The following is a 6978-nucleotide window of genomic DNA, read 5'->3' as shown; positions in this document are numbered from 1 at the left end:
GCAACAGCAACAGCAACAGCAACAAACATAATTTAATAAAAAAGACAGGGAAAACCATGAAAAACTTACGTGAATTATTTTTTGGGTTTATATTATTATTTAGTTCCAGTGCATTTGCAGAAGAAGGATCATTTAATCAAGCTATCAGTAACTTAAGTCAAAGTGTTGATGGATTTTTCAACGAATACACAGGTTGGTTCGTTGGACTGATATTTAAAAGCGTCCCTGTAGGTGAAGCAAGCTTTCCAATAATTGTTGGCTGGCTATTGCTCGCTGCAATTATCTTTACTGTTTACTTTGGCTTTGTTCAATTTAAACGTGTCGGGATGGCAATAGACATTATTAAAGGTAAGTACACAGACCCTAGTTCCAAACACGAAGGGGAAGTTTCTCACTTTCAAGCGTTAACAACCGCGCTTTCTGGAACTGTTGGGCTTGGTAATATTGCCGGTGTGGGTGCTGCACTTGCGATTGGCGGTCCTGGCGCGACATTCTGGATGATCTTGTGTGGCCTTCTGGGTATGGCTTCTAAGTTCTGTGAGTGTACCTTAGGTGTGAAATACCGAACTATCCTACCTTCAGGTGTTGTTTCGGGTGGTCCAATGTACTATCTAAGCCAAGGCCTTGGTGAAAGAGGTTTAGGTGGACTAGGAAAAGTGCTCGCTATTGGCTTCGCACTGATGTGTATTTTAGGTGCATTGGGTGGCGGTAACATGTTCCAAGCTAACCAAGCACACGCGATGCTAACTTACGCATTTGATGTACCAAGTGAATACGGTGTGATCACTGGCCTTGTACTCGCCTCTTTAGTTTTCTCTGTGATTGTTGGTGGTATGCCTTCTATCGCATCGGTAACGGAAAAAGTTGTTCCTTGGATGGCTGCTCTGTATATCGGTATGGCTCTGATTGTAATCGGTTCTAACCTTGATCAAGTTGGTCCTGCGTTCAGCGCAATCTTTACAGGTGCATTTACTGGTGAAGGTGTCGTTGGTGGCTTCATTGGTGCGTTAATCCAAGGCTTGAAGCGTGCAACATTCTCGAACGAAGCAGGTGTAGGTTCAGCAGCTATCGCTCACTCAGCGGTTAAAACAAAAGAGCCAATCACCGAAGGTCTAGTATCACTATTAGAACCGTTCGTTGATACGGTAATCATTTGTACAATGACAGCATTGGTTATCACTATCGCTGGCTTAAATGTAGGTCCATTCGATGGTTCTGGTTTAACGGGTGTAACACTTACTGCAGCATCGTTTACTGAAACTGCAGAAGTATTTAAATACACACTCGCTCTTGCGGTAATCATGTTTGCGTTTTCGACAATGATCTCTTGGTCGTACTACGGTCTTAAGGCGTGGACTTACCTATTTGGTGAAGGCAAAACAACGGAACTGATTTTTAAAGTGATGTTTTGTGTGTTTGTTGTTATTGGTGCGACGATTCAGTTTGGCGCGGTAATCGACTTCTCTGATGCAGCTATCTTTGCGATGTCTATCTTCAACATTCTTGGCCTGTACTTCCTAATGCCTGTTGTGAAGAAAGAACTGCAATCATTTGTTGCTCGTGTGAAATCAGGTGAAATCAAAACTTACGATAAATAACTTATCTTCAGTGCTTATCGTCAAATAACACTGTTCTAAAAATTTTTGTAATACCCTTTGCTTGAGAAAGCGAGAACAGTACTGCAATTAACCTAAAATCCCTACCAGCTTTGCTTGTGGGGATTTTTTATATCTGAATGATTAGGCGAGTTGCTATCCTCAATGCCCTGCTCACTCTTTTCGCCCTTTTCACTCTTTTCATCATCGTGTTCAACCTCGACACGACGAACCAACTCCTCTACTTCGATCATCTCTTTTTGCGCTAATGGAGAGCGACAATCATCGAAACAATAAGCTATGGTGCAGTTCTCACAAAGATACTCTTGCATCACTCCATCCCTACATGTAGTCAAAGCAGTCCAAATGCAATCGAGCAATCGACGGCGTGTTCGTCCTGAACACCACTATTATGCAGCGACACTGATCTGAAAAGATGCATGCAAAGTCATTTAATAGGCAACAAGTAACACATCATGTTGTTATACGTAACTATTCACAAATATCTAAGTAAACAATGAAAACACTTAAATCATCAATAGTGAGAAAGAATCGGCTCTACGCTCTCGAGAAAACGCAAAACGCCCACATCACGAGTGTGATGTGGGCGTTTCAATATTTAGTGCAAAACTAACGTTAGGTTGGTAAAGCCTTCGACTTATAAACCCATCTCTTCAGTAAGTGTTTTGATTTGCTTGAGATCCATGGTGTGGACTTCAATCATCTGTCTGATATCACTCAGTCTAGAGTTGGCATTATCTTGTTTCTCACACGCGTCAGATTTCGCATCCCATGATGTGCCATCTAAGAACACATCACACGCTTTCTTAAGTGAACCAAGGTTCTGTTCAAGCTCGTCTCTTTCTTTCTCAAGCTTTTCAAGTTCTTGAGATATTTGTAATTCTTTACGGAACAGTTCACGAGAACGTTCAAACAAGGTCGACTGCATATCCGCCTGACGGTTTAGCTTTTGGTTATCTTGCTCTGTTTTGTCTAGCGTTTGCTTTTGTTCGTTTAACTGCTGCTCTAACGAGTAGTTTGCCTTCTCTAAAACCGCAGATTGTTTCGCTAACTCTTGGAGCTCTTTTTGATGCTCTTCAGCCTGTTTCGCTAGCGCAACTTCTACTTTGGCGTCGATCTCGGTATCGACTTTTGCCACCTTAGCTTCAACCGACGTCATCAATTCTGTTTTGCTGTCGCGCACTTCTTGATAACGAGTTTCGAGTACCTGATAAGTAGACTCCCACTTGGAAGCCGTCACTGTAGAACCGATTAAGCCACCAAGAGCTAAACCTATAACCGCAGCAATGCCGATATAAAGCTGACTGCGCTTATCGCGTTCTTCAATAACAACCACTTCATCTTGTTCGCTTTGTCCAGATTGCTGGTTCACTAGCGGGTACTCCCAAAAATATGTTTAACGTTACGCGGTCACTGGTACTAATACCAATACTGATTGTGTAGGTTCAGTTAAACCTGTCGCTCAAGTCACAAGCACTTGAGCTTTACTAACACGTTCACCCCATCTGCTCACAGACGGTCTAACGAGTTAGCTCCGAAATCATCAAGCTGGCAGTATACAAAAGGAAGCTGCTAACGATAACTATCACTACCCATTTTTGCAGTTTTTCGTTGGTCCGGTAACGAAACAATACAAATGCCAAAGCCAATAAAAAAACAATCGCTATTAGTCGAGTCATAACTCCTCCTTGTTTCCCTATTTTATACCATTTAAATAAGCAAGTTACGTCAGAGTCGCGTTGTTTGATCATTTAGTTGAACAACATTTGTGCAAACAGATATTTTGTAGCTGACATCACATTTTATATGATCTAGGATACGCCTACAGATTACCTAATTATTTAGGTAATTGTTCCGATGAAGACTGCAGGAGAGTGGTTTTTAACTAAATATTAACATTTAGTTAGATTGACCCGCCGAAGAAGTAAATCTTTCAGGTGCTTTATGCTGGAGAAATCCAGAAAAGTGAGGACTGTCGTTGGAGGAACCTCTGGAGAGAACCGTTAGATCGGTCGCCGAAGGAGCAAGCTTAGTGCCCGTTACTTATCTATAAGTGATTCGCTAAGTGAAACTCTCAGGCAAAAGGACAGAGGAGTGGAAAGCAACAGCCTTAATTAACAAAAGAATTCTATCTAGAAATCCGTATGTATTAAGTAGTGCTCCCGATCCCTGTGATCTGCACTGCCTTCCCTCTTCTCCTTAAATTTTTAATTTATTAAGGGGAATCTATGAACCACCTACAAGCTACACTACAAACCATCAACCAATTCGTTTGGGGACCACCACTGCTTATTCTGCTAGTGGGTACAGGTATCTACTTTACTTTTCGCTTAGGCTTACTCCAGTTTAGACACCTCCCAAGCGCGCTAAAAATGGTATTCAGCAAAGACAAATCCGGTACGGGTGACGTATCAAGTTTTGCCGCTTTGTGTACCGCGCTTTCCGCAACCATTGGTACAGGTAACATCGTTGGTGTAGCGACCGCAATCAAGATTGGTGGCCCTGGTGCCCTATTCTGGATGTGGCTTGCCGCTGTATTTGGCATGGCGACCAAGTACGCAGAATGTCTACTTGCCGTTAAATACCGCAGAACCGATAGCAATGGCGAAATGGTTGGCGGCCCAATGTACTACCTGCAATACGGTGTCGGCTCACGAATCTTGGCGGTTATGTTCGCTGTCTTCGCGCTCGGTGTTGCCTGCTTCGGTATTGGTACCTTCCCACAAGTAAACGCTATCTTAGACGCAACTCAAATTTCATTTGGTGCTTCTCGTGAGATGTCTGCTGTCGTTCTAACGATACTAGTGGCAGTGGTAACCCTTGGTGGTATTCAATCTATCGCTAAGGTGGCAGGGAAAGTTGTTCCTACTATGGCGGTTATGTACGTTGTCGCATGTTTAAGCGTTCTGATTTCAAATGCAGACCAACTGTTGAATGCTATTACCCTTGTTGTTACCTCTGCGTTTACCAACACAGCAGCAACCGGTGGTTTCTTTGGTGCAAGCATCATGCTTGCTATCCAATCAGGCATCGCTCGTGGTGTGTTCTCGAACGAATCTGGTCTAGGTAGCGCACCAATGGCGGCGGCGGCTGCAAAAACAGATTCATGCGTGAAGCAAGGCCTTGTCTCTATGACAGGTACCTTCTTCGACACCATCATCATTTGTACGATGACAGGTTTAGCACTTATCTTAACTGGCGCTTGGCAGACTGACCTTTCTGGTGCTGCGATGACCACTCATGCATTTGCTGTTGGTCTGAATGCAGACACGCTTGGCCCTATGCTGGTTTCAGTTGGCCTAATCTTCTTTGCGTTTACTACGATTTTAGGCTGGAACTACTACGGCGAGCGCTGTGTTGTTTTCTTGCTGGGTACTAAAGCAGTCTTACCTTATAAGATCATCTTCATTGCGTTGGTGGCTTCTGGTGCATTCTTGAAGCTCGACATGATCTGGATATTGGCAGATATCGTCAACGGCCTGATGGCAATTCCAAACCTAATCGGCCTTATCTTACTACGCCATGTTGTTATCGAAGAAACTAAGCTGTTCTTCAAACCTTTAACGTCTTCAAAAGATTGTGAAGCTGTTAAAGTATAATCAGAATTGATTGAACCAAAGCCCGCATTCAAATGCGGGCTTTTTTATATCCCTTCGATACTTAAACTGATTGAATTATTACTATCGTATATCCACAAATAAATTAAGATTTTAATTAGACCACTGTTCTAATTAATTTATTGGTAAAGATTGAACCAAAACCCTCTAATTAAAAGCTCGCTAATAAAATCATCACTTAATTAGATGTTACTTATATTTAACAGATTGTGACTAAATGGCAGAGTTTCTTTCATAAACAAATAAAGAACGCTTTTGTTATGACCACTCAAAAACACACCAGAATATAACATGTGACTTTAATTCATATAATAGTCAGTTTATAGTCATCTAAATTATTGAGAGAATTATAATAAAAATAAAACGTTGGCTATATGATCAGATTCGACCCGATTAAAAACCGTATTTATAACGACAAACGTTCTATTAAAATAGGATATCGTGAGACTCGTGTTTTAGAGTTATTACTTAAAAACTCACCAGAGATTGTGAATAAGCAAGAGATCATTAGTTTCGCATGGGGAAGCGAATTCATTGGTGATACATCACTTGCGAAATGCATCAGTTTACTCCGCCAAGGATTCGTCAAGCTCGGTATCAAAGAGACGCCAATCGTGACGGTACCAAAGGTTGGTTACCGCCTTATCGATGATTGCGTCTTTATCGAGTCGCAACCACAAAGCGGAACCACGATTCCTCTCACTCCAGTGAGCGATCAAGTCCCACTCGATAACAGCAGTATTGCGGCCTCTATTGCAAGTAGCCATGAATCTATACCTAAACCAACGTCGCCTGCTCACCAGAAAATCAGATCACACAGAACTAGACTGTGTTACTTCATAACGGGCTGTTTGCTGTTTGCATCAGCGCTGTTGGCTTTTGCTAAAGTGCACGACAGAAGCCTTGGCGATATCAACTCAGTCAACCGACTCAATGAACAGTGGGTTGGTCAGGTTCAAGTATTCCAAGAGTCTGAAATGACGATGAGCCCTGAACTCGAAGCCATTCTCTATAAATATCAATGTGATTGCGTGGCATACATTAGCGAAGAACCTGACTACTCTGAGCTTTCAATACTCAATAAAGATACACGCCAGTCCGTCAATATCTTTTACACACCCACGCAATTAGATCGTGCGAGTAGCGAGATAGCGTTATTCCTAGAGAGAGGCCAATTATGATGCCATTTGTAGCTCTGTTTTCCTCGTTAGCGTTATTGGTTGGCATATGGAGTATTCCTAACTCTCCACCGCAAGAAGAGCACCGTTACCAACATAGCGTGGTAGACCTCATACTCGATGGAAATGTATTACGTACCGATGGGCTCACCAAAATAAGTAACAACAAAGTTCTGCACCTGATGTCGGTTCAAGATGACAACATGCCCGACCCTATTGTTCTAAGGTTTAGAGGTGAGGCTGGCCCTTCTCAATCACTTTTCTTTGCAATATCTGGCACCATTGATTTAGTCTCAGTACAAAAAATAAATAAAACAATGAATGACAGCTTATTGTCGCCCTATCTACTCATCAACAATGACCCATTAACGTTGAAGGTTGATGTCTTAAGTTCGAATGATTTATTTGCCATTATTCGAACGTGTAATACGGGGCGAACACAACTTCTGGCTAAACGATAATTTATCGTTATTTGGCTACCAACTGAATTTATCGACGTTTAATTAACACCATCCTGAATATTACACATAAAAAACGGATGGTTATTTTTATGGCTATATCAGCAAG

At 42.1% G+C, this 6978-nt stretch carries 6 protein-coding genes and 1 riboswitch; of the genes, 4 read left to right on the top strand and 2 right to left on the bottom strand.

Going from position 1 to position 6978, the window contains the following annotated elements:
- Nucleotides 1-56: 56 nt before the first annotated feature.
- Nucleotides 57-1598 (top strand): alanine/glycine:cation symporter family protein, encoded by a 1542-nt coding sequence (locus tag A142_RS09400; RefSeq protein ID WP_019820350.1) that lies wholly within the window; start codon nt 57-59, stop codon nt 1596-1598.
- A 101-nt stretch (nt 1599-1699) separates the two neighbouring features.
- Here the strand turns inward: A142_RS09400 and A142_RS09395 are convergent, their stop codons facing one another.
- Together A142_RS09395 and A142_RS09390 are read right to left on the bottom strand one after the other, a co-directional pair.
- Nucleotides 1700-1927 (bottom strand): hypothetical protein, encoded by a 228-nt coding sequence (locus tag A142_RS09395; RefSeq protein WP_019820349.1) that lies wholly within the window; start codon nt 1925-1927, stop codon nt 1700-1702.
- A 326-nt stretch (nt 1928-2253) separates the two neighbouring features.
- On the bottom strand, nt 2254-2988 hold the full coding sequence (locus A142_RS09390; RefSeq protein WP_019820347.1) for a chromosome segregation ATPase: 735 nt from the start codon (nt 2986-2988) through the stop codon (nt 2254-2256).
- A gap of 608 nt (nt 2989-3596) precedes the next feature.
- Nucleotides 3597-3716: riboswitch (glycine riboswitch) on the top strand.
- A gap of 128 nt (nt 3717-3844) precedes the next feature.
- Here A142_RS09390 and A142_RS09385 point away from each other — a divergent pair.
- The 3 genes from A142_RS09385 to A142_RS09375 all read left to right on the top strand — a co-directional run bounded on the left by A142_RS09385 (nt 3845) and on the right by A142_RS09375 (nt 6872).
- Nucleotides 3845-5215: an alanine/glycine:cation symporter family protein gene (locus tag A142_RS09385; RefSeq protein ID WP_019820344.1), complete on the top strand. Its 1371-nt coding sequence runs from the start codon at nt 3845-3847 to the stop codon at nt 5213-5215.
- Nucleotides 5216-5607: 392 nt separating this feature from the next.
- A complete protein-coding gene (locus A142_RS09380) occupies nt 5608-6414 on the top strand; it encodes a winged helix-turn-helix domain-containing protein (RefSeq protein ID WP_019820342.1) in 807 nt (268 codons plus the stop codon).
- Complete coding sequence (locus tag A142_RS09375; RefSeq protein ID WP_019820340.1) at nt 6411-6872, top strand: hypothetical protein; 462 nt, start codon at nt 6411-6413, stop codon at nt 6870-6872. Before A142_RS09380 ends, A142_RS09375 begins: the two co-directional genes overlap by 4 nt.
- The last annotated feature ends 106 nt before the right edge of the window (nt 6873-6978 follow it).

The organism is Vibrio splendidus 12E03, assembly GCF_000272105.2.
In the GTDB taxonomy this organism is placed as follows: domain Bacteria; phylum Pseudomonadota; class Gammaproteobacteria; order Enterobacterales; family Vibrionaceae; genus Vibrio; species Vibrio splendidus_I.
Note: the sequence above shows the minus strand (reverse complement) of the source record. Positions and strands in the feature narration are given on the sequence as shown.